Origin of the sequence: Bacteroides helcogenes P 36-108 (genome assembly GCF_000186225.1) — a bacterium.
GTDB classification, from domain to species: Bacteria; Bacteroidota; Bacteroidia; order Bacteroidales; family Bacteroidaceae; genus Bacteroides; species Bacteroides helcogenes.
Genome location: NC_014933.1, coordinates 2,170,079 through 2,194,262 on the forward strand (window position 1 = coordinate 2,170,079; position 24,184 = coordinate 2,194,262).

General features: G+C 40.8%; 12 protein-coding genes and 6 pseudogenes. 9 read left to right on the top strand and 9 right to left on the bottom strand.

What is annotated here, in order from left to right:
- Nucleotides 1–530: 530 nt before the first annotated feature.
- The 3 genes from BACHE_RS08640 to BACHE_RS08650 form a co-directional block, all read right to left on the bottom strand.
- Nucleotides 531–1,700: a fimbrillin family protein gene (locus BACHE_RS08640; RefSeq protein WP_013547322.1), complete on the bottom strand. Its 1,170-nt coding sequence runs from the start codon at nt 1,698–1,700 to the stop codon at nt 531–533.
- 72 nt (nt 1,701–1,772) lie between these two features.
- Nucleotides 1,773–2,705 (bottom strand): DUF5119 domain-containing protein, encoded by a 933-nt coding sequence (locus BACHE_RS08645; protein ID WP_013547323.1) that lies wholly within the window; start codon nt 2,703–2,705, stop codon nt 1,773–1,775.
- A 23-nt stretch (nt 2,706–2,728) separates the two neighbouring features.
- Complete coding sequence (locus tag BACHE_RS08650) at nt 2,729–4,093, bottom strand: DUF3575 domain-containing protein (protein WP_013547324.1); 1,365 nt, start codon at nt 4,091–4,093, stop codon at nt 2,729–2,731.
- A 260-nt stretch (nt 4,094–4,353) separates the two neighbouring features.
- Here BACHE_RS08650 and BACHE_RS08655 point away from each other — a divergent pair, with 260 nt between their 5' ends.
- Nucleotides 4,354–5,235, top strand: coding sequence for a helix-turn-helix domain-containing protein (locus BACHE_RS08655; RefSeq protein ID WP_013547325.1), 882 nt, complete (start codon nt 4,354–4,356; stop codon nt 5,233–5,235).
- A 215-nt stretch (nt 5,236–5,450) separates the two neighbouring features.
- On the opposite strand, the gene BACHE_RS08660 is transcribed toward BACHE_RS08655, so the two are convergent.
- From BACHE_RS08660 to BACHE_RS17765, 3 genes are all read right to left on the bottom strand, one after another.
- On the bottom strand, nt 5,451–6,653 hold the full coding sequence (locus BACHE_RS08660) for a site-specific integrase (protein WP_013547326.1): 1,203 nt from the start codon (nt 6,651–6,653) through the stop codon (nt 5,451–5,453).
- 2,874 nt (nt 6,654–9,527) lie between these two features.
- Nucleotides 9,528–12,167 carry a fimbrillin family protein gene (locus BACHE_RS08670; protein WP_013547329.1) on the bottom strand — a complete coding sequence of 880 codons (2,640 nt, stop codon included), beginning with the start codon at nt 12,165–12,167 and terminating at the stop codon, nt 9,528–9,530.
- A gap of 331 nt (nt 12,168–12,498) precedes the next feature.
- Nucleotides 12,499–12,975, bottom strand: a complete 477-nt coding sequence (locus BACHE_RS17765; protein ID WP_049778921.1) for a helix-turn-helix domain-containing protein — start codon at nt 12,973–12,975, stop codon at nt 12,499–12,501.
- 737 nt (nt 12,976–13,712) lie between these two features.
- Here BACHE_RS17765 and BACHE_RS08685 point away from each other — a divergent pair.
- The 5 genes and pseudogenes from BACHE_RS08685 (at nt 13,713) to BACHE_RS16995 (ending at nt 17,343) form a co-directional block, all read left to right on the top strand.
- Nucleotides 13,713–13,934: a DUF7688 family protein gene (locus BACHE_RS08685; protein ID WP_013547330.1), complete on the top strand. Its 222-nt coding sequence runs from the start codon at nt 13,713–13,715 to the stop codon at nt 13,932–13,934.
- Between the two features lie 12 nt (nt 13,935–13,946).
- A pseudogene (locus BACHE_RS08690) lies at nt 13,947–14,528 on the top strand (hypothetical protein).
- 180 nt (nt 14,529–14,708) lie between these two features.
- Nucleotides 14,709–15,167 (top strand): annotated as a pseudogene (locus BACHE_RS17985) (hypothetical protein).
- A 444-nt stretch (nt 15,168–15,611) separates the two neighbouring features.
- Nucleotides 15,612–16,351, top strand: a pseudogene (locus BACHE_RS08700) (TetR/AcrR family transcriptional regulator).
- Between the two features lie 673 nt (nt 16,352–17,024).
- Nucleotides 17,025–17,343 (top strand): annotated as a pseudogene (locus BACHE_RS16995) (single stranded DNA-binding domain-containing protein).
- Between the two features lie 107 nt (nt 17,344–17,450).
- On the opposite strand, the gene BACHE_RS08705 reads toward BACHE_RS16995, so the two are convergent.
- Nucleotides 17,451–18,770: an ATP-binding protein gene (locus BACHE_RS08705; RefSeq protein WP_013547331.1), complete on the bottom strand. Its 1,320-nt coding sequence runs from the start codon at nt 18,768–18,770 to the stop codon at nt 17,451–17,453.
- A 552-nt stretch (nt 18,771–19,322) separates the two neighbouring features.
- Here BACHE_RS08705 and BACHE_RS08715 point away from each other — a divergent pair.
- The 3 genes and pseudogenes from BACHE_RS08715 to BACHE_RS08725 all read left to right on the top strand — a co-directional run bounded on the left by BACHE_RS08715 (nt 19,323) and on the right by BACHE_RS08725 (nt 22,003).
- Nucleotides 19,323–21,039 (top strand): annotated as a pseudogene (locus BACHE_RS08715) (ParB/RepB/Spo0J family partition protein).
- 460 nt (nt 21,040–21,499) lie between these two features.
- On the top strand, nt 21,500–21,775 hold the full coding sequence (locus tag BACHE_RS08720; RefSeq protein ID WP_013547332.1) for a hypothetical protein: 276 nt from the start codon (nt 21,500–21,502) through the stop codon (nt 21,773–21,775).
- A 15-nt stretch (nt 21,776–21,790) separates the two neighbouring features.
- On the top strand, nt 21,791–22,003 hold the full coding sequence (locus BACHE_RS08725) for a hypothetical protein (RefSeq protein WP_049778922.1): 213 nt from the start codon (nt 21,791–21,793) through the stop codon (nt 22,001–22,003).
- 208 nt (nt 22,004–22,211) lie between these two features.
- Here the strand turns inward: BACHE_RS08725 and BACHE_RS08730 are convergent.
- Nucleotides 22,212–22,511: pseudogene (locus BACHE_RS08730) on the bottom strand (AlbA family DNA-binding domain-containing protein); the annotation flags it as partial.
- Nucleotides 22,512–22,878: 367 nt separating this feature from the next.
- A complete protein-coding gene (locus tag BACHE_RS08735; RefSeq protein WP_013547333.1) occupies nt 22,879–24,111 on the bottom strand; it encodes a Cof-type HAD-IIB family hydrolase in 1,233 nt (410 codons plus the stop codon).
- Nucleotides 24,112–24,184 lie beyond the last annotated feature (73 nt).

Genomic DNA, 24,184 nt, shown 5'->3' on the forward strand with positions numbered 1-24,184 from the left:
GATGATTGACAAATCAAAAACAGACAGAAGAAAGCCGCACAGGGATTATAAAGAGTCTATTAGAGGAAGTTGTCAGGCTTCTTCCGGAACATTATGCCTAAACGGATAAGATTTTAGGTCAGAGAGAGAAAAAGTACAATAAAAATGGCATATGAGATGGTAGTAGTAAATCATCTGCATATACTATCTTTCTTTTTTATGATATTTACTAAATATCCCTAATTATAAACGAGATACCCGAAGAAGCAGAAGGACGTTCAATCTCAGTCTGCAAAAGAGTTGATACAGAGGATAACTAAAAGAAATAACAAAATTCAAGGTCGAACACAATCCTCCTGGCAAATGAAAAATTTTCAATATAAAGTTTCATGACATTATAATTAGAAAAATAACATCAAAAAAGACAAAAGATAAAATTTATCTTTTCATATCCCTAAAATTTGAGACAGGATTGGCTAAGCACTTCCTCGTAAAAGGAGTCAACCTACCCAATCCTATCCAGGAATACAATAGAAATGAAATAACCCGATTTACAGGTTTATATCTACAGGGACCTCAGTCCAAGGATCTACTGTAACATTAAATGTGATAGGCCCGAGGATAGGATCACCTGCTTCTCCATCAGGCACAGGATTTGAATCAACCTTTGGGTCATTTCCATCCTTAGGATTAGATGGATTCGGATCTATAAAACCGGCTCCTCCGTTTGGACCACAAAAGTTCAGAGTATAAGTGTATCTCTTGCCCGGTTCCCAATTCGTATCAATTCCTACAGCTGCGAATGCATATTTACCATCCTTCTTATCGGTGTTTGTAGGCTGAGGATAGAGTAATGTAGACGTACTTCCATTGAGGCTTGAAATACGGCAGAGTACAGCCAAATATGCATTTGCCGTTTGTGGCTGGTTATTATCCCATGCTGTCAGTTTTTGGGGAATAAGCATGAAGTTTTTAGAACCAAACATAATAGATTGAGACTGATTTGTTAGAGTTACAGGGGAATCTCCCTTAATCATGTAAGCTTTGCTATGATCGTTGGCATCTTTCAAATTAGTCCATTTATCCTGTTCGATAACCATATCTAACTTACTAACATCGGTTGGAAAAGTGAAATCTGCTTTTGTTGCCATATTCACCAATTTAACACCCAAAACCTCTATTTTAACTTTATCATTAGAACATTTGGCCTGTACGGCTATTTGGGAAAGTATATGCTTAAAATTGAGTGATACCCCAATACCCTCATTGGTGAGTTTATCACCTATATTGGTAGCAATCAAAAGATCTTTTTGATCAGCAACATTTTGCTCCGGAGCAAAAGATGTTATTTTCTGTTCAGTATTGGTGATATTCACTGTAGCACCAGTAATACTTTGAGGGGCATAAGCATAAAAGTTAAGTCTGTAACCCGGCCAATAATAAGTTGAAGCAGTAGTCCAATTTACGCCAAGATCAGCAGAGGTCACTGCCAGATTTGTGAAATAATTGGCAGAGTTGCCAATGGCGGTCACATTAAATGCTTGCAAATTCTGCAAGGTTGTTACATTGTCAATGGTACCGGTAGCCCGGGATGCAACAGCCTTATCCAGGGATGCTCGGAAAGAAATACCGGAACCTTTGTTGATATCAACGACATCATTGTTAGAACAAGAGCCTAAAACTGATAAAGCCAAAGCTCCAAACAATAAATAATTCTTCATAAATTTAATTTTAAACATGATTAATAAAAAACATATATTAAGGAATAGACTATTAAATTATCATCTTAAAAGTCACATAGGAATATCTATCTCTATATTTTCCCAATCATCAACTGCGGGATGAAAACCTCCACCATTCACAATCGGCTTGGGCAGACGAAGACCGTCCAACTCAATATATATGTCACGATTACCAGAATTGAGCTGACTTTTGATTATTCCACCTACGTCAAAGGTGTAGGAAAGTTTGCTGCCATCGGTCATGATTACATAAACCACCAATTGTTGGGAAGAGCCTACGGACCCAAACACAAGAAAATCTGTTTTTAGGACAGATACCCCGTCAGAATTCACTTCAAAAGGTATGGTCACAGGCACGTTCGTAAGTTCATTAAGCCCTACCAGAAAACTCCCGGACATACTCGTAATTGCGCCTGAGATTCCATCCTGAGAGATATATTTAAGGTTTGACACATTCTTTATTTTAACATGGTAACGGTATACTGACAGTTCGGGAAACATGGTTATCGTCTGGTCTTCCTTCAATTCAACCGTGATGTCATCAAGGCGGTCGCTATAGAGAATGTCGGGAGCGTTGACAACGTGCTCTTCCGAACTTCCCTTGACACGCGAAATCCGAAATGACCGCACACTAAGAATAGCGTCAGGTGTATAAGCCTCGAAACTGCCGAACCTCTCTATATTTCGATAAAGTATGGACTCCGTATCGGAGTTAATGCACAATGCCTTGTAACGGCCTGCAGGAATGTTGATATATCCTCCACGGTAATCGGTAAATTCGTATAACTCGGGCCTGTTACCATCCTGGGTAAACATATATAAGCGCATTGTTTCCGGAGTAACACCCGGAGCCTTGCTCCAGTCAAAAACCACCTTAACCTTGACGGCATGCGAGTGCTCATAACACAAATCCTTGTGCTCACAGGAAGCAAACTGCATACAGGATGTAAAAAGTATGAGAACTTGCAGTATATAATTGTTCATCTTCATATAAGGCTTTATATTATTCATCGTGTACCTCCTTTCTTTTTATTATAGTTTCCACGCCCCAAAAGCCACACGAGGGAAACTTCCGCTTTTGTAGGGCCGAACCAATGTCGGTGTCTGGTGCGTTCCCACACGTAATGTCCTCCAGAGGGGATGTACTCGTAATAAACACCACCCAAATAGCCCAAGCCAATGGAGAGATCAAGATTCAGCCGCTTTCCTACAGGAAAGGAGTAACCATACTCAACACCTGCACCGTAATGCGCCTTCTCCCAAAGTGTTCCACCCGGACGCCCTCCGATATAACCGCGTCCTCCCGCTTCAAAATCATAGGTAATCATTTGTCCGTAAACACCTACATGGTGACCTGTCAAAGGCTTTTTTGCGGCGCGTTGGCCAAAATACCTGCGAACGTCAATCTCACCGCCATACACACGCCAATAACGGTGGCGGCTGTCATTGTCCCACCATGCATACATCCAGTTGCCGCCGACAGACCACCCGCCACCCAGATAAAACTCAAGACCGATATTCGGGACTAAAAGGGCATCATAGAGCAGGTTCGTCTTAAGCCCCATATAAAAAGGTTTGGAGAGGTTTGGGACCAAAGCACCCAACATTACCGTGTCGCAAATAGCGACAGTCCTTTCGACGGTATCACGCAAGACTGGACCGGCAGACGGAATCATTGAGACAGTCGTATCTGCTGCCAACTCTCCTGCTTGCGCTCCCTCTTTTTGTATCTCCTTTACCTCTGCTGAGACAATATTTTTCTCTTCTTGCGATAACTTTACCGGAACCGTTTTCAATTCGCACCGAACCACAGTACTATTACGCAAAGATGGGAAGAAATGTTCAGACATATAATGCCATACCCGACCACCATGGAGATTCATAAGCCGCCGTTTACGTGAATCAACCACGACACCTCCACGGATAACCCATTCAGGGGTGTCCCGAATTATACGAAGTGCCTCTTCCCGATACGGCATTTCCGAGTCCTCGACCAGGGAAGCCAATCCATGCCAGTCCTGTCCCAAGGAAACAAGACTGAAAATCGAATCGGGCAACGAAAGCCGTTGCTGAATATAGGAACGCAAGGATTCACACCTCCGGTCCGAAAGAGACTTATTCAGCTTTGTACCGCCTTCCGGTGATGCTCCGGCCTCTATGACAACACGGAATATATTTTTTTTCTCACGCATCCCCCTAATGTAAGACAAAAGCGAATCCAAAGAGGGCTTGTTGTCTTTGTAAGACAAATCAACGGTGGAACGCCCAACCGGGAAGTAAACTCTATACACGACATCCCCTGCAAAGACAGAAATGCCCAACAAGTGGAACAAAATGAAAAACAGGGAAAATACCAAAGCTTTAATTTTCATTATAATTATTATAATCTGATTTTAGAATACATTTTTTTTTAAGAAAAAAAGCAAACATACAACCGCCTCGAAAGGTTTGTTTTTTTTCACTCTCTATGACAGAGAGTGAAAAATATAAAGAAATAGGGCTTAAAAGGAATATAAAGGCTCTCATACGGCCTATCCTTGCAGAAATTGTTTTATAAAAACACATTTATGATCATGAATTTGCAGATATACAGTGATATAACCTTAATATATTTTATATAATTACAGAAACTATGGGAATATTGTATCTGAAAGAACACACAACCTGTTATAATTACATAAGTTGTGTTCGGGAAGGATTTTTATACCATCAATTCCAGGCCGGGGAATTAAATGAAGAAACCAATGAAGCTGACTGCATCTTCTTCATTCTGGAAGGCGAGCTGGAGATCTTTTGCAATGGGAAAGCTGTTAGTCTCACTTCCGGCAACATGGGCTGCTTCAGCAGGGGAAGTGTATGCAAGATACATTCGTTAGTGAGAAGCAGCGTAATCATTGCGCAGTTTGACAATACGATACAGGGGTGTGAGAAGATTTCATTCTCGCAGTTGTATGATCTGGCCTCCAAGGCTGGAGATGGGATGCGTCCGCTGGAAATCAGACAAAGCATGAAATTGTTTCTTGAACTTTTGACCGGATATTTGGAAGATGGAGCCGGATGTGTCCATTTTCATGAAATAAAACTTAGAGAATTATTCTGGAACATACGGTTTTATTATACAAAAATGGAGCAAGTTTCTTTTTTCTATCCCATATTAGGAAAAGACAATGACTTCAAAAAAAAGGTTTTTAACAATTATAAGAAAGCCAGAACCATAAAAGAATTGGCAGGTTTATGTGGCAGCTCGCTTTCCTCCTTCCAAAGAAGATTCCTGAAAGAATTCAGGGAGCCTGCAGGTAGCTGGCTGCAGAAACAGATAAACGGCATGATCAAATATAAATTGGCAGACGAAAATATACCCATAGGAATCATAGCTATGGAACTGAATTTTTCTTCACAGCCTCAATTCTGTAGATACTGCAAAAAGAATTTGGGATATACTCCCGGAGAGTGGAGGAAACTTCTGAGAAACAAGAATAAAGATATGAAAAAGCCGGAGGAGAAGGTGGATTGACTTAAAAAGATAAAAAAAAAGCAGTAATTGATAATTAAAATTAATTTGTTCTTTGGTATTTTTGCAGCCGAATTAAGAGGGTGAATTTATTGTCTTTTCATATGGTTAAACTTAGGGTGGAAAAGGCTTTTTCACTCTCTGTCATAGAGAATGAAAGAAAGTATATTCAAAACAGTCTTAAGTTTGTAATAAAACAACCGTTATGGACAATTTGTTTAGCAAATATTATCAGCTATATGGTCATTCACTTCATCAAGTACAGACCGGTCAAGTTCTTTCAGGTAAATTTTGGTCACCTTTTCGGAAGAATGTCCCAAACACTCGCTGATGGTATGGATCGGTGTACCGTTGTCAAGCGCCATTGTGGCCCAGCAATGGCGCGCGGCATGCAGGCGCAAAGCCCCCTCCAGTCCAACCCTCCTCGCAACCTTTTTTAGTGCGTACCTTATCTTACCATAAGCTTTCTTATAGCTTGAATAAGGGTCTTCCATCCCTTCAAGAAGGGGGAACAGATACTCTCCGGGAGTATTCCCGTACCTTTCCAACAGACTCTGTATCTGACGGTTTATCCCGATTTCCAGAAATTGCCTGGTCTTATGCCGCTTGTAACGGATTTCCTGTTGAAAAACATTTTCCTTTTTCAGCAGTGCAATATCCACGAACGACATTCCCCGAGTATAGATACTGAACATGAAGACATCTCTGGCCAGGCATTCAGGGGTTCCGAGTGGAAGCGGCAGACGGGCAAGAGTTCTCACCAGCTTGATCGGTATGCCCCGCTTGGCAGTTTTTTCCGTCCTTATTCTGATATTGCGAAACGGCGAAGGAAGTGACAGATTCAACTCGACACATCCTCTTCTATACACAGTCTTCATATTGTGCAGATAAAAGCCAACAGTATTCTTGCTGATTCCGGCTTCCAAAAGACTGTCCCGATACTTGATTACAAGGAGGGGAGAAAGACGGGCGAACGGAAAATCGGACCCGCACAGATGCTTCTGCATCGAATTCAGAGTCGCCTCGTAGGCTTTTGCCGTCCCTTCGTGTCCGGTTTCGGAAAGCACGAGGATTCTTTCCTTAAAGAAACTGTAGAATCCCTTCTCGCCGGTCATGGTTTCATACATCCTATATATGTCACACATCCCGTATTCAACTCCTCTTCTTTCTAATATATCTATGGCCTTGTCCAACGCCTTACTGATTTTCCTGCATACACGGTTCATCCGCCGGACAGTCTCCTGCGTATATGCGCCGCCAGCAAGCACCCGGCCGTTCAGGGAATCGAACAAGCTCGGCTCAATGCTGTATCCAGTATAAACGACCTTTTTCTTCCTCCTGTGAAGAACTTGCACGACCAACGGAAAAGCGCCACGACTGTTACACCGACCTTTTACCAATACTGTCTTTACTGTTGCCATTCTCTAAATTTAGTTATAAAATAATACCAGCATCTGGGGCGGCATACTTTCGGAACAGAGTTTTCATTGAGCTTCTCTTCAATGTTTTTTGTATCTGATCGTTTTCTGATATCCTTTAACGCTTTGTTAACGTTTATTTTTATTTTGTCATAGTTATATTGCAGACAATAAACCATCAGTCTTAAGCCACCACAAGGAACAACTACACTGTGTCCCTATACAACTCCAAATTTATCGGAAGCTTTACAGTGGCAAATTATCAGCCCTTATGGCATACTCTTACTTCGAATGAAGAGATTTGAAAATCCTCTTTTTCTCCAATAATCCTTATAACAATTTATCCTGCATACCTATGACAGCAAAGCTTGTTTCCTTGCCAAACGAATCAAAGCATATCTCCTCTTATTCTGATAGTATGCGTCTTATTTGTCTTTATAAAAATAATTATTCCTTAATATAATACAAATAAATAACAATATTCTGCCTGTTCCGGTTCATCATACCCCTTTCTTTAAAAAACGGGATAAATCCGGATGAAACTTGTGAAAGAAGAATAGAGTATAGGTTAATATACTATACAAAATAATTCCTCTGGAGTATAGGGACACACGGACGTTTTCTGTATATGTCTTTATGTGGGCAATGCTTGTTCCCATCCTATGATAACTATATTATTTGACAAGTGTATAAAACTTCAAATAGAAAACAAATATTCAGGTCTCTATTCCACCAAAGTTGGCAAAAGTGCAGGAATTAGGATTAAGTGCCTGGATATTGTTGATTTACAGAAGCAATATCAAACGTCATAAATTACAATTATATTAAAAACAGTAAAAAATAAGTGACCAGTATAAAATAATTAGAGACAATCTGTCATATCGGTAAAAAGCTATACTGAGAAGTTGAATCTAACTGCATTTTCCATTTGCTTCGAACAACTTTGACTTTTCAAAAAATAAAATACTCACGAAAGTTACGTGTCTTTGAAGCGGTTTTCAATATATTAATCATTTTATGAAAATGCATATAATAAAATATCTTGTCCCCCAAAATGCTTCCGGACAATTTGAGGTTCATATCCGACTATTGTCTGTGAATCAGAGCATATTATTTCTGCGTTTCAGTAAGAGTGAAAGGTCGGACCGTATGGAATTTAGTCCACGCATAATGGAGTATTCTCTACATGTAAGCACGTATCTCATGCATCCCTAACCCTAGATTGGGCGCTTCAGACCTTTGTTTAACTCTGAGTCCCATGTTCTTGCCCCATCGCTATTCCTCGAAAGAAGGTATTGGATTCATATTACTTAATGAAAGATACTTAATAGTATTTTTCATTAAGAAGAATTAGGAATGTGGTAAAAGCCAAGGATGCCACATTGCTGACTTACGGTGAGCACATAGCTATGAATTTTGCGTGAAAAGTAAAAGTCTATGTCTTTCTTTTTTGAGGACTCAGAGCGAACAAAGAAATCCCTTTTACTATTCAAAAATACATATTAAAACAGTCATGGGCTTACCTCACGTCATTCTCCGTTTACACAGTATACGAAATAAGTTCGGGAAATCAAAGAACAAAGTAAGGAAACCTGAAAATCAATAGTATCTTATGGAAAATATTTACTATAGAGAAATATTCATACCAGAAGGTAAGGAAATAACGGGCAAGTATTCTTATTCAGAAGAATATCCTTTTCCTCCAGCCTGGCATATATATGTTCTATGGTTCTGTTTCCAATTCCGGGGATTTTATACAAAGAATCAATCCGTTCACTTTTATAAAGCGCAAGAGATCCTCCAAAGAATAAATATTATATTTTCTGAGTGCATGCAGGGATCGGAAATTTAGCTCCAGCTTTCCCAAAGGAGTGGCCAGCAAATCAGCATATTCAAGTGGAATACACTGCTGACTGAGAACTGTCACGATACTGTTAAAATCCCATTCGGGCAACATTTGGGGCTACTTCAGGAGTGATTCGTAATTACGACATTTAATCTGCATAACATATAGCTCCCGCTTCCATTCTGAAGTGGATTTCCATTCTGAGAGGACTTGGCGCACCCCCTTTTTATACATATATGTCAGTTTCTTGGTCGCTATGCCAGTTCTTTCGGAAACTACATCTATCTTTCTCCCATCATGAAAGAATAAAAGACTTTCCGCACTTGTTCATTATCTATTAGTCCGGCCATTTCCTCCACAATACATTTATAGACTGGCATAAAAACTGCTGGCGGTTCCATATGCCACATACCGGCTTTTTCATTGGATGAATCAGTGTTCAAACAGCTCATATTTATGTTACATTAAAACAATACAATCCTCCAAACATCCTGTCACTATCCACCTCCACTCACTGCGTTAAGCAATATCTGGCAGGTATGTCTCCATATTTTGATCTACGACCGCAATTCCAGTTTTTAATTTTCCACTTACAGACTGTAACATCCGGAAGAATCAGGGAGCTTCCAAGAACCGGAAGCAAGCGGAAATTTCCAAACAACCATACATACACCACTTTATTTATACGGGTAGCATGTGTTGGAATGAAAATCTTCCACTTTTCTGCCTATTAGGAAAATATATCACCTCTGTATCTTCTATTTCAGACATAGTGTATCCTTTGTTAGCTCCTTAAAAACGGTAACGGAATGTATAAGAACATTCAGGTAAGAGAGACTTGGGATACTGGACATCCGACCATGAAGAGCAAAAGGTGATAGATTTCTGTTTATGTTTATATTTTCATTAAAATATTCTCATCGCCATAGATTAACTTTAAATCCTGTTTATCGCCTTCAAAAGCTTGATCTTCACAGAGACATAGGCAGGACTTTCCAGAAAATCCCTGCAAAACAAAGAGCTATGCTCCACTATAAGTCTCGGGAAGGACGCACCCCAAAGCCGTATGGTCGATTATAGTCGCTCAGCGGATTCACATTCGACCAGTTAAAGTACAAATGCTGACCGTAAACCGGATAGACCGGAAGTGCAGACCAACAGCAGCCATAGCCACCCCAACCACTCATCCCACCACCTGAATAATTACGCCACCCAGATGCCGGAAAGAAGATGGTTTGGCCTTTTGAGGAATCAGTGTAAAAATTCCAACCTTTTTTAGAATTATTCCAAGCACCATTTATTTGAGAACCAGTAGATACACTTACTCCTGTGATAGTGAATCCCGTGAAAGCATTACTGGCAGGAAGTTTGAAGCCAACGGGACAGGGATCATAAATGGTTTTCTTGACAAGATTGTCATTGGGGGAGATTGTGGTATTATCAGCACTCCATAGATTGTAATAGCGATTATCTCCTTGCCATTGATTCTGCATCACATTGGGATGAAGAATATAATTCTTAATACAATTAACACCGTCAGAAAAGTTCTCTTGTGTAGGGTTGACAGTTACGGAGCTACCGTCTTTGCCGTACCAAGTTTTGTTGGTGTCGCTTAATCCGTTCGAAGGTAAGAAAGGATCTTTACGCCCCCATTGATAGAAAGGGTGGTTACCACCCGTAGTGATTGAATTCGAAGCTTGTCTGATGATTATTATTTGACTTATTTTTCCAGCAGTGAATTTTACCTTGCAACTTCGTTCAGCATAAATCGTGTTACTGCCATCACACCAGCCGAGATTGACAGACATTAAATTATATTGTACCTTTTGGTGATTAGTCACGGCAATAGTCTGGCTTATGTCCTCATCGGTAACCCAGATATGCCAAGACCAAAGCACTTCATCACTTGCGTCCTTAATGGAGATGACAGCATTACCCTGTCGGATCGTACTTTTGTCTACCTTGAAGGATATATTGCCGTTACCTGTACTGTTGTATTTAACGTCGGTAACTAAATTCTGTGCGTCCTGCCATACCAGCTCGGCTTTAGAAGGAGTGCAATTAGCATTCTTGTTTATATAGGGATCAGTGATACCATTTCCAGTATGATTGATGAAAGGACTCAGTATGTTGGTTCCTGAAGCAGTAGAGGTATATGCAGAAGCATTGGCTATACTATTTTTGATGGCATTTCCATATACCAAAGGGAAAGAATAGTATCCCGGAGCATTGACAACATAACAGTTGGCAGTATTTTCATTATCTGAATCACCATTAGTTTGGTTGGCAAGGTTATACGGGATATTTACACTACCTTTGGTTGGAGTATTCTGTAAAGCAGTTGTATGGGAACTATTGTCAATACCGATCTGTGGACCGACAGTCGCATTATATGAATGTGTAACTTCTCCACCACTTCCTGATACCGTGAAAGCAGTCAACCAATCTGGCTGGATGTCTGTCCAAGATGCCCCGTTATCTGTGGAATACAGTGTGGTCCATCGGACAGCTTCCTTAATGCCTTTAGTGTTCTCTCGGTAGCTGGTAACATTGTATTGTTGTGTACTGCCGGTATAAGTAAAGTCGGCCGGCTGGGAAACGGTAAGCGTGTAGGTCCAGTTGATAGAGCTGTTGGAAATTTTATAAGTGACAGTCTTTCCCATAGGCCATGCTTGGCCTCTGATATCAGCACTCAGAGTGTGATCGGTGTTGGCATTGTCAGTAAATACGACTTCAAGCTGTGCACCGTCAGGAAGAGTCTGCGGAACCATCATAAAAGTCTGATTTTCCGTAACAAGAGGATCATTTGCGGTTCCTGCAGTGGATTTATTCAAAGTCTGGGAGAAAGTGGCAGGTGTATTCACTGAACTCCATGACTCTGTTTCCATGTTGTAAGTCCCCTTGGAATATACATTTTTCAAACTGATACTTTTCACTGTGCCTCCCTGCATGTCATCACCGCACACGAATCTGATGGCGGTAAGGGCATGACTGAAAGTAAGTGGCACGGCCGTGTTGGTATTGCCATCCACTTCATCTGTCTTTGCTACGAGAAGATCCTTTTGGTCATCGACATTGTCCGGGATAGTGACGCTGATGGTAGGAGAACCAGCCTGTGTGTTGGCCGAAAGGACATAATTCCCGTTGTCTTTCGGAGCGTAGGCGAAGAACTTCATCTTGTATGAAGCACCGGGCCAATAATAAGTGGAGGAAAGGGTATAGTTACTGCCGGACTTGCTGGCAGTGGCATTGTAGAAGTAGTTGGGAGTTTTACTTTCACTCCAGGAATCGGTGTACGAGTAGGCGGAGACGCCGAAACTGTCGTACATGGTGTTGCTACTTCTACGGATCCCACGCGTAGAAGCGAGATTCTCTGTCTCACCGTCAAAAGGAAAGGAAGGAATGCCATCCGTGTATTCGGTATGCAGATATAAAGTTTTTTCCATCCCGTCCTCAAGTGCGGTAACTATATGGGAAAGGCTGTCTGAAACTAAACCTCCACGACTTTGTGCGCCGGATGCCAAAGTATCCACATAGGCTGTGAAATATAATCTATCATAAGAAGAATCTTCAAACCTGTCATCACAGGAGGACAGGAATATGATTCCCCCAAAAAAACAACACAATAATGCTTTTAAAAGATGTCTGCAAAATCTAAATTTCAAGTACATGTTATTTTAATATAAAGTTATTTTTCGAAGGACAAAGTTAAAGCGTAATACATTTTAGATAATTATCTTTTCGATTCTTTTTTTTATCTTTTTGGTTATTTTTTATAATTATGTATTATTGCAAGATAAATAATTTCAGTACTGATATACATGTCTTTTTGCTTGCATATAATATTGATATAGCTGGGCGGAAGCTCCCCGGAAACGACTTCCGGTCATATCAGTCTGTATAGCGACAGGCCCTTTTACAACTCATACCTGTCCGTGGCAGCATTCGTCTCCTTACTTGTATTATCTATATTGTGTGGATTAGTCGCACTCTATATAGCATTTATATTGCAACCTTTTTTATAAGTTGTGGAATCTTTTTATATCCGTCACGAAAGTTTGTGGGAGATGTCCCTGACTCCTTCTTGAAGAATTTTCCGAAAGATGACTGGTCCGAAAATCCTAATTTTTCCGCAATCTCCTTTACGGTCAGAACCGTAAAAATCATAATCTTCAGCCAGTAACTTTCTAAAAAGACGGAATATCGTATCGGCACGGCTGACCTGACCGGAGAATGTAGGTTCCGGATATGGAAGATTTCTGTTATTTGCAATAACAGGAAGTTTCCTAAAGAACGGGGCATTTCCGCAGAATGGTCAGAAGTGAGGTAGTGGTATGTCAGTTCCAGTGTCTTACGTATATGTCCGGCATCATCATCCAACCGTAAGGCGAATGTCGTATAACTGCTGTTATAAAGCCGCTTGTATACATACTTCCCTGCGGAAAGGGAGTCTAAAAAAGGGTTCCATGCATAGCCCACATGAACTGAGGTCAGAACTTTTTTTCACTAACTCTACCGACATCCTTGGAGCGGCAAGAAGCATATCCCTCTTTCCTATAGCAATGACAGTCAACTACAAATTCTGCCGTTCCTGCTTCTATTAGTATATAAAAAAAGCACCGGCACGGAGCATCTTATTACTGTAATTATCAAAAAAAGGCTCGTGGTACGTTTTATACTTATTGTAAGGCTACAGCAGATGGGCTAAAAGTTATATAAATCTCTATGGCAGCTCAATCGTATAACAGACATCTTGTTTTCGCATATTCCAAGCCGTAGCGGTAACTCCTTTGCCATTCATGTAAAGGCTGTTTTGTCAGCTATAGCGTGATATCAAAGTACACTACTGGTTCTGATGTATTGACCAGTTTTACCTATGTGCCAGTTTAGTTGGTATGCTGTACGTTTATATCTTCGGAGGCTTCATCCTCCTTATGTCTTTCCCTCCCTTTTTTAGTATTCCTCTTTACTCTTCTTCTTCGCGACCCCTCGTGGACTTATTTTTCCGCAAAGGTAATCGCCAGTCCCAACCTTGCCAATGCCGGCATTCCGCCGTGAGTGAGCCGTAAAATCTTCCTCTCCGCTGGAGAGAGTATTTTTCTGACCCAGCCTTGTCCGGTTGCTCTTGTCACCTTTGAATGCAGAAAAAATCATCCCGGTGGTCGCAAACAGGTTGAACAAAGGGAAATAGTAACAGTAAAAACAAAAATAACATTATGAAAACAGAAATTAGGCAGAATGGCAAAGTGATACTATCGAGTACAGACGATATATCTATTCCGATGATTTTCAAAAACTTATGTGGTAAGAACTTTTCTGGAGACGAGTATCGAAACTATCTCAGAACAGTTTGTCGGGATATTGGTGTTACGACTGGTGCGATTGAGTATTATGCCTATAACGTTTTGATTGAGAAAGCAACTATTCCTGAATTTTAAAAATTATATACAATGAAAAGGAAAGAGAAAGCAGCAGTAGATGAATTTATCGCCCTTGTAGGAGGCAAGACATGGGAGCCTGTACGCCATAAATGTATGGGTAAATGGAGTAGTGGTATGACCGATTACGGTTTTGTCATAGGCGGACGGATAACGCTCTTTGTTTCCAATGGTATGGCATACTTTGAGAAACGGATTCGTGAGTGAATTAAGTCGATACATACTTTTGGGGCGAAGAAAGATTGCTACCTCCGTTTGCTACGTGAACAAATTGAAAAGGACAACGACAAGGCAAAGGACGAAAAATTAAATCCTGTCAGACTGATAGACATCGGCATCTTATCCCCCGAAAGCAATAGCCCGTTTGATTTTTTCGCCCCTTATGTGTTAGTCGAAATAAACGGCAGGTGGTTCAAGCATCGAACAGCAGAGTTAAGTTACGCTATTATGGTGGATAGTTTGGCAGGATACCTTGAAGAATGCAACTGCAAGGATATATACACGGCAAGAGCAGTGCGTACATTTGACTACATTTTTTGCGGTGTGCGGTTTGACTCCCGTGATAATATGTATAAGATTGGAAAGTGGAGATGAATGATGTCTGAAGAAGTTATCACTTACAATGATAACTCCAGTCGTTTTATAGGACGGCATCAGCATTTGACCTACTAAATACATAAGTTCCCAATTACGACTGGAGACTTATGTATTTTTCTGTATGGAAAACTAGTCAAATAATCGCTGACTTATCATCCAGTCATTAAGCACGTCCGGATCTACACGATTTGTAAGATTCACATTTTCAAAGAAAAAAATGGAGTTTCATTTTTCGATAATATATTTTATTGGATTTGTACTACTGTACCGTCAAAGGGATTTCCTGACCGTTCTTTTGTAGTTGTTACGGTATGTCAATTTTCTTATGTGTTGCTTTTTGTTTCTATTTTGTTGACTCTATTTGATGACCAAGTTCAACTTTGCATATATGACAAACCAGAACCTATAGCTATTCCCATGCTTATATTGTTGATAATATTATCTTTTATCAATTTAAAAATATATGATGAGAAAAAATATCAAAAATTGGAACATGGCTTTAGGCTGATGTCTGTTCCACAAAGAAAATAATATTTTTATATTTTTTTTCTTTTCTTGTTGACTACCATATTAGTTATATTAGTTGATATAATGCTTCTTTATTCTTATAATTCTCATATGAATAATCTAACATGAAGTTTTCTTTTATATGAAATCATTAGGGTCTCATTTAAATTGACTTCTCTTATCGCAACCGGAAACTATCAGGGATTTGATGTAGATGTGCAGCAAGTTTTCTTCGTGTAGTAAGTGTTCTTTTTTCAAATTGGAGATTTTTCCCATAATATAGCAATAAATAAGCAAATTAATACGTCCGGTATAGAAATGCAAATTTATTGGCAACGTAGTTTTTATATTCTGTCTATTGTTTGTAAAGCATAAAAATGTATATTTGCAACAGTCCCAATTGCTCTATTTCAAAACAAAATAAAAGAGAATGGAATAGCTGTATAAATACTTACAGCCTACCTTGGGATATTATCGTCAATTCAGAAAAGAAGAAGTTTATCGAAAGCTAAAATAAAAATATTCCCTTTTACTGATTTTTGCAGATTTATTTTTATAACATACTATATAATAGTGAAACAGAAAGAAAAGAAAGCTCGAAATAGGAGGACAAATGAACAAATAGACAAGGATGTAATATCCGAACTTGAAAAGCTTGTAGCTGAATATGGTTTTGGCAATGTCAATTTGAGTGCATTGATGAAAGCTGCAAACATAGAAGCCAATGTGTTTTATAGAAGATACGGCTCAATGGAAAACCTTTACGACAGGCTTGCTAAGCAGTATGATTTATAGATCAATGATGCTATTGACGTTTCCAGCCTGAACATATTGGGACCTAAAAGTTTTTTGCGGAAACATTCAAGCCCCTTTATAGGAGCTTGTCTGATAACACTGTAATGCAAAAGTTGTTGCTTTATGAAATGTCGGTTATCAATGAAACGACAAAGAGAACAGCAGAAACACGGGATATTATGAATCTAAATTTGATTGCGTTTTATGACAATCTGTTTAAACCGGCGAAAATCAATATTAAAGCTATTATGGCAAATCTGATTGGCGGAATTTATTATCTGATACTTCATAGGAGGTGCGCGAAAACTTGTACAATAGATTTTACTACTCAAGAAGGGGAAAAGGTCTTTTTTGAATGGATAGACTTTCTAACAGATGTCATTTTTGACAAACTGGAAGCGTATGAAAGGAACAGAAAAGCAGCTCAAGAAATGTTATCTGACGGTATAAGTGAGTTTAAAATATGCAAATACATGGGTGTCAATAAAAATGACTTGAGAATACTGCTTTCAAAATAACCATAGAAATTCACGAGAGCTTTCAAAAGAGTCTAAAAAGTACATATAAGTGATTATGGACTTAATAGTTTAATCAGATCATTAGAGCAAGGGATATTTGACGTTAGCTGTTGTAGGTTCTTTTATAATTTTTTTCTATATATCCCTTTGTATAAGGACCGACAGCCTGCTACAAGAAAAATCTGACACGCTTTGTGTAGCGTGTTACATAAAGTGCGTCAAGTTGTTTTTTCAAAGGACAAACACGAACAGACTTGAAATTGCGGATAATGATATAAGTATATCACTATTCACAGTTTCAAGGTAGTCTTTGTATCTTAGTCCAGCTATCCGTTCTCCTTTTTTATTATTCCCTGCTTCAGCGTTTTTCTATTCCTTTTTTATATACTTCCATTTATCGCTTTCTGCTGCCGTACAACCTGCCGTGGATTGAATTTTTCCGCAAAGGTAATCGCCAGTCCCAGTCGTGTCAATACCGGCATTCCGCTGCGAGTGAAGTGCAAAAATCTTCCTCTCCGCTGGTGAGCGTATTTTTCCTCTTCAGCCTTGCCAGATTGTTCCTGCCACCTTTGGATGCAGAAAAAATCATCCCGGAAGTCGCAAACAGGCCGAATAGAGGGAAAATAAATAAGGTAACGGTAGGACTAACCACCTGCCACAAAAAGAATTTATTATGTTATACGTTCACACAATTGGTCGCATTGGCAAGGATTGCCAGGTTATTACTGGAACACACGGTTCATTCATCGCATTTGATATGGCGGTAGATGACTATTCACCCGGAAACAGCGTCACTACTTGGATAAGGGTACGGAGTAAAAAAAGAGAACCAGATTCAACTATCCATTACGGCAGACGCATTGGAGTTCATCAATACCGGAAAGCGGGAGGGAACAACTTCAGAAGCAGGTAGTCCAACGGATGCCGCAAGCGATGTACCTGTACCATCGGTAGCTATGCCGCAAGAGGACAAGGAGGATTTGCCTTTCTGATGATGTGCATATAATGTTTGGAAAAAAACGAGAAGTGAGGTATGTTCCTCGCTTCTCGTTCTTTTAAGTCTGTGGTCTTTGTTAGTACGTTATGCTGATATGTGTTGCTACATATCAGTCATTGACAGCCCTTTGTATGACAAGGAATAACCTTTGAACTCTCCCGTTGCACGCATGAAAGCGGCTGCTTTCGCTTCCAGTTTTTCCATGTCGATATTTTCGGCTTTGCGCTTGACTTCGAAAAATGTCGCTGTATCGTCCAGTTCGTTTTCAGCTACTATGTCTATTTCGTTCTCACCCTTGCGGTCCCACCAGCCACCGATGCGCGTATAGACTTGCCGTTCTATCAGCACACGCTTAAAGTAACGTTCAAGCATCAGACCGCTGAAAGTTTCATAATCCCGGCCTATAATCATCTTAACACTCCCATAATTCTCTATCTCCAGCATATAGCTGTACTTATAGATGAAGCGGAACCAGAACGTGAAGAAATTGTCCTCGATGATATACCGGACATTCTTGGCGGAACTCTTCTCGAACAACGGTTGCTTCTTCGATATGATTTCGTATTCTTTCTCCAGCTTGGTAAGATAACCGCCGATTTCCTTGCCTACCACATTCTCGATTTCCGAACGGGATGTTTTTCCTCGTGCAATGGCCGATAGTATGGAAAAATATATTCCGTAATCCTTGCCGAACTCTTCGATAAGAATCGCTTTACCCTCCCCCAAAAATATGGAGTCGGCCTTTATAATCTGGTCGAGCATAGCCGTTTTAGTTGTTGCTCCTGCATCCACGAGTAGTTGTACATACTTCGCCACGCCGCCCGTGAAAGCGTACAAGGCCAGCAGATCTTCCGCCGTGTAGCCGGAGTTGTATTCCGAAAGAATATCTTTCAGAACAGTTGGAGTAAACGGACGCACAGTCATAAAGCGCGACTGCCGGTTATACAACGGTTCTTTCTTATCCTTGAATATCTTTGTCATCATGGAATAAATCGAACCACAGACAATCAGGTTGATGTGGGACTTCGGGCTGTATAGGTCCCAGATGCGCTGCATATCGCTGAACACCGATTTGTTCACACGGAAAAACTCCTGGAACTCGTCGATAAAGAGCGTGATGGGACGTTCTGCCGAAAGTTTCATCAAGAACTCGAACACATCGGTGAAGTGTTCGGCCCGTCCCATGGTTGGGACACCCAACTTGTTCTCTATCTCAAGCCGGTAGTCCTCACACAAATCGCCTTCGGCTTTCCGGGCAACAAAAAAATAGAGAATCGGTTCGTCCTCGTATGCCTTCCACACGAGTGATGTCTTACCGATACGGCGACGTCCCGTTACCACTGTAAACTGAGCATTGTCTTGGGCCATTTCGCGAATCTTGCGAAGAGAGGCTATTTCTTCTGTCCTGTCGAAAAATCTCATATTCTTATCCTTTTTTATTGCTGTTTCCGAAACGGCTGTTTCCGAAACGGCTGTTTCGATACTACAAAAGTAATGCAAATTTCCGGTAAAACAGGCAATTGATACAGATTTATTTAGTAAAATGGCTCAAAGGATTTTTGTCTGGTAAGCTCCATTCCTGTTTTACACCGTCTGGTCTTACGCCCTTCCGCTTGTCCCGTTGTATCGTTTATCATCCCTTTATAGTCCCATCGGTTTTACCATCCGCCTTTCGGTGTATTCTTCCTTTTCTATATTCTTTTAATGCCACTCATCCGGTCCATTCCTGCCATCGCCGGTTGGTTTTCCAGACGCAAAGGTGGACTACCGCGCTTGATTCCGTCGCTTTGAAGTGCATTTCCTATAAAATTCTTCCTTTCTGCGAAAGAGTAATTTTCCGGAAAAAGCGTCGGAAATCGCTTATTCGTCAGTCCTTGTAAAGCATCTGTAAATCCCAAGCGGTTCAGGCAGAAAAGAGAACCGAACAAAGGGAAAATAAAAAATCAAATATAAACCAATTAAATTTTTATGATTATGGAAGCAACAGCAATTCAATCAGTAGAGAAAAACATCACAATGGTAGCATTGGCAAACGTGCAACCGAGCAATTACAATCCACGCAAGAATTTTGACGAAACGAGTCTTGTGGAGCTTTCCGAAAGCATCCGTCAGCAGGGTGTGTTACAGCCAATTGGAGTACGCCCGATAGAAGACAATCGTTTTGAGATTATTTTTGGGAACGTCGATACCGAGCCTCCCTAATGGCAAAATTGGAAGAAATTCCAGCTATCGTTATGGAAATTTCAGACGAGGTAGCCGAAGAAATGGCTGTCACTGAAAACCTCCAACGTAAGGATGTCACCCCGATTGAGGAAGCCAATGCTTACCAAAAGCTCATAGATAGTGGTCGTCACGATGTGCAGTCTTTGGCAGTGCAGTTCGGCAAGAACGAGAACTATATCCGCACACGCCTTAAATTCGTTTCCCTAATACCCGAAATCGCACAGCTTTTGGAGCATGACGAAATCACAATCAGCGTAGCGAGCGAAATCTGCCGTTACGGTGAAGATATTCAGAAAGATGTGTATGACAAACACCTCAAAGAAGATGCACTGCATCATAGTTGGCGAGGGATGAAAGCTACCGAAGTCGCACGGAACATCGAACGGCAATATACCACCGATTTGGAGCGGTATGCATTTGATAAGACCCTCTGTCTGTCCTGTCCCCACAATACAAATAATATGGTGCTGTTCTGCGAAGGCGGTTGTGGAAATTGCGCCAATCGTACTTGCCTTGCTGAAATGAATGCGGCATACCTCACAGAGAAAGCCGTGCGCCTTATGGAAGAACGTCCCGATGTTCCCCTCTGTCATGAAAATGCTAACTACAATGAAATCGTAGTAGAACGCCTTACTGCTATGGGGTACGAAGTGGAACGTCTTAATTGCTATGCGAAAGCATATCCCGAACAGCCCGAAGCACCCCTAAAAGATGATTACGATACTGCCGAAGAATACGAGCAGGAGTTGAACGATTACACGGAGGAATGCGAGGAAATCCGCACCCGATGTGAAGCAGGTGAAATTACTCTCTATTTCCGTGTTGAGAGCAAGGATATTGTACTTTGTTATATGACCAAAGTCACCTATGACTCTAATAGTACAAATCAAGAGCAGACACTTTCTCCAATGGAGAAAGTGGAGAAACAAGACAAGCGTAACAAGGAAATTGTTCTTGAAAAGACTGTAGAGGACACCAAAAAACGGATTTTGGAAGTTGATATGTCCGAGTGCAAGTTTGGGCAAGACGAGGATAAGATGATTTATTTCTTTTTGCTATCATCCCTCCGCAATGAGCATTTTGAAGTGGTAGGTATCGGAGAAAAAAAACTTATTGCCACCTTACGGATGAAGAAAAGATAAACATCATTGCCAACCTCACGAGCAAGCAGAAAGCGATTATCCGCAGGGATTTTCTAATTGCTAATTTCAAGAACGCATACGGCAACAATGCCATTGCATCCCTCTTGCTTGACTTCGCACAAAAACATATGCCTGACCTGTTGGCAGACATCAAGAATGGACATAATGAAGTGTATGAGAAGCGTCATCAACGTATCGAAGAGAAAAAAGCCGTTCTTTTGGTGCAGGAACAAGCAAAGCAGGAAGCGGAGCAACCTGACAAACAGCAATCCGAAGTAGGGATGCAGACCGAAGAACAGCCACAAGAGGAAGATATTGCAGCTTAACCATAATCACTAACCAACGAATAGGGGGTAGAGTAATCTGTCCTCTATTCGTTCCTAATTAGATTAAAGTGAAGATGTTCACGGACAACTGCTCCAAGCTGTTGCCGGGCGGCGCGTCTGTCGGGCAAACCCGCCATCCGCGCGATTATGCCTTTTCTATTCCATTTATACCTATCAGTTTCCTCCTTTTTATCTTTTCATCTTATTCCTTATCCGGTCCATTCCTGTCCTCACCGGTTGGTTTTCCAGACGCAAAGGTGGACTGCCGCGCTTGATTCCATCGCTTTGAAGTGCATTTTTATAAAATTCTGCCTTTCTGCGAAAGAATAATTTTCCAAAAAAAGCGTTGGAAGTAGCTTATTCGTCAGTCCTTGTAAAGCATCTGTAAATCCCAAGCGGTTCAGGCAGAATATAGAACCGAACAGAGGGAAGAAAAATAAATCATTAAAATTTCACGACAATGGACAACATCAAAGAAAGCAAAGAGTACAAACTTGCCAAAGAATGGGAAATGGCAGTGAATAGTTTTAGTTTCAATCCCAAGCGTTTTGCAGCCGCTATACCTGATATGCACCCTACACTGCAACAGAGCCTCTATAGGTTGTTTAAGGAGTGCATCATTGTGATGGCGGACGAGGCACGTCGCTATGATGACCGCAATCATGCATCACATGAAGAAGCAAAGTGTCTTATGGAATACCTCAAGACAAACGGAAAGCATATCCCATTAAAATAATAAAATAACAAGCGTATGAAAACACAAGAAGTACAATTTGGCGGCAATAACTATCCTTGCCGTGTGGTGGAATCCAACGAGGGCGAAGAACTCCTTATCGGCTCGACTACCTTGCTCGATGCCCTTCAGCCCGGTAGTTTCAACGATGAAAACGAAGGCTTCGCAAGCAAGGAAGCCGAAAGAATCTACAACGAGGTTTTCTTCTTTACCGATATGGCAAACTTATGACTTAAAGACGTAGAATTGGTTGCCGAACTGAAAAAGGACAACCCGGAATGGTTCGAATAAAAAAACAATAATCATCTTAAAAATAGCACAGTTATGGAAAAAGAGTATGTAATGCAAATAGCACAGACCATTAAAGAGCAGTTTACCCCTATGCCCGTCCTCATGTCATGGGGTATCGCAGAGTTTGCAGCCACCATCTTCAAAGATCTGCCTTTACTTTCATTTCAAGCAAAGTATGCCCTTCGTGTTCTATCGGAATAAGTTGAACTTCCGGAACAGGGTCAAGTCTTGCCTTTATCATTTCACTGATAAAATCAGCATCGGCTTGTGGATTCTCCAAACCTACAATTACACCGTCATCATTCACTCCATAAAACAAACTGCCACCGTCCGTATTGGCAAAAGCCGACACGGATTTAAGCCACGACTTCACTTTCTTACGCTCCAGCATTTCCTTGAAATCGTAAGCTGAGCATTCCGCTATCAATGTATTGTTATGTATTTGCATAGTTTCCTTATTGTTGTTTGGGTGTAACACCCCAATGTCATACACAAAGGTAAGGATAAAACCGAAGAATCTGTTAAAAACATCGCTTTCTTTTGATTTTTATGCGTTTACATCTCGTTATTTATGAATAAAAATCGTACTTTTGTGAACAAGAGCTGTGGTTGCTTATAGATGCTTATTTTCAGATTTGTGTTATATTTGCAACACGTGTACGCAAGTCGCTGATAGATATATCACGTTGATTTTGAGGAAGTGAAGTAAGTTTCTAACTATTGTAATAAAAAAACGTTGCAGACACAATTGCCTGCAACGTTTTTTTTATAACGGTATAGCTGATGAAACCTCTTTTTTATTAATGGTTTCTTTCTTATCCTTTTTTTATGACACTGTTCACCACCCGTATAGAAGATACTAACTTATTGGTTGATGTAAATACATCTACATTCCATACATGAGATGAGCGTCCCTTGTGTACAATGGTTCCCACAGCACGTACTGTATCCCCCTCATGTGCAGAGGATATATGATTGCCGCTGACTTGCATCCCTACAACAATCTCATCTGGACGGCAGATAATCATGGAGCCCAGTCCGGCGACGGTTTCCGCCAATGCGAGGGTGGCGCCGCCATGTAGGATACCAAATGGCTGGCGGGTACGTTCATCTACGGGCATGGTTGCTTCTATGCGTTCCTCCGAAGCGTAGGTATATTGGATTCCCAAATTTCCCATCAATGCATGGCGCGCTTGTTCGTTCAGCAGATCAAGAGGAATTTCTCCCGCATGGACTTCTGCCAGAATTATTTTTTCTATGGCTTGGGCGACACCGTCTTCTTCGTTGGAAGTTGTCACATAGTCAGCACAGATCTTTACTGAATTTTGGGCATGTCCCATTGCTACACCTAACCCCGCTAATTGGAGCATCGTCACGTCGCATACACCATCTCCGACGGCAATCACTTCTTCGCGTTTTACGCTCAGATGTTCCAATAAGACTCCCAAAGTGTTTGCTTTATCAATTCCACAAGGAACTACTTCCAGAAAATAAGGCTCAGAACGAAAAACATCCAGAGTACCGTTCAGACGTTTTCTCCAATGTTCTTCCAAACTGGCCAGTACCTTCTTGTCGTCACTTACCAACATGCATTTGCAAGGGGCGAAATCTATTGCGGTAGAGAACTCTTCTTCTTTGATTATTTTTAAGCTATTCAGTTGCGCTTCATTTTGTATATATTCATTTGCCGGATTGTCCGCTATAAGTTCGTCATCGTGATAAGTGAATATGGCGCAGCCGTTTTTTCGGGCTTTCATTTCCAGATAAGGCAGCATTTCAGGATTGATTCGTCGTTCGAACAGGATTTCTCCGTTTTGGGCTTTTATAATTTGACAACCGTTATAGGAGATGATGAACCCTCCGTAGTTGCCTAATTCAAGAGTTTTGGCCAATGAGATTAATCCGTATGTGGGCCGACCGGATGCCAACACTATGCGTACTCCCATTTGTTGAACTTTCAGTATGGCGGTTAATGTCCGTTTGCTGACTTCCCTTGCGTTGTTGAGTAGTGTTCCGTCCACGTCAAGGACTAACAATTTATATTTCATGGCAATTATTTTTGGAGTTTATGCCACAAAGTTAGAAAAATGACAGCATAAATGGCAATATCAGGTTTATTAT